Annotated in this window: 1 protein-coding gene; it reads left to right on the top strand. The window is 43.1% G+C overall.

What is annotated here, in order from left to right; genetic code table 11:
- Nucleotides 1-283: hypothetical protein (locus ACYQ78_RS39480; protein ID WP_459806119.1), on the top strand; the 283-nt coding region annotated here is incomplete at both ends.

The raw sequence follows: 283 nt of genomic DNA, 5'->3' as shown, positions 1-283 counted from the left end.
CTCAAACCAGCAGTTCAACAAGCTATCGATAGACTTAAAGAGGTTGTCTTTCAGTTGAATGCAGCTTTAAATGGCGATGAAATCATCACAGCTGGCAGTGGTGATGATGATGAAGATGATAGTGGTTCAGGAAGTGGAAGTGGCAGTGGTGTTAGCGGAGATAATGAGATCACAGAAGATCCAGAGGAAACCACAACTGGACCAAATAATGAGATTGACGATATGAGTGAGACTGACGATGTAATGTCTGGAGGTATTAACAGACCTAACCATAGGGTGAGAG

This window comes from Herbidospora sp. RD11066 (assembly GCF_054661255.1).
This window is presented reverse-complemented; position numbering and strand designations above follow the sequence as displayed.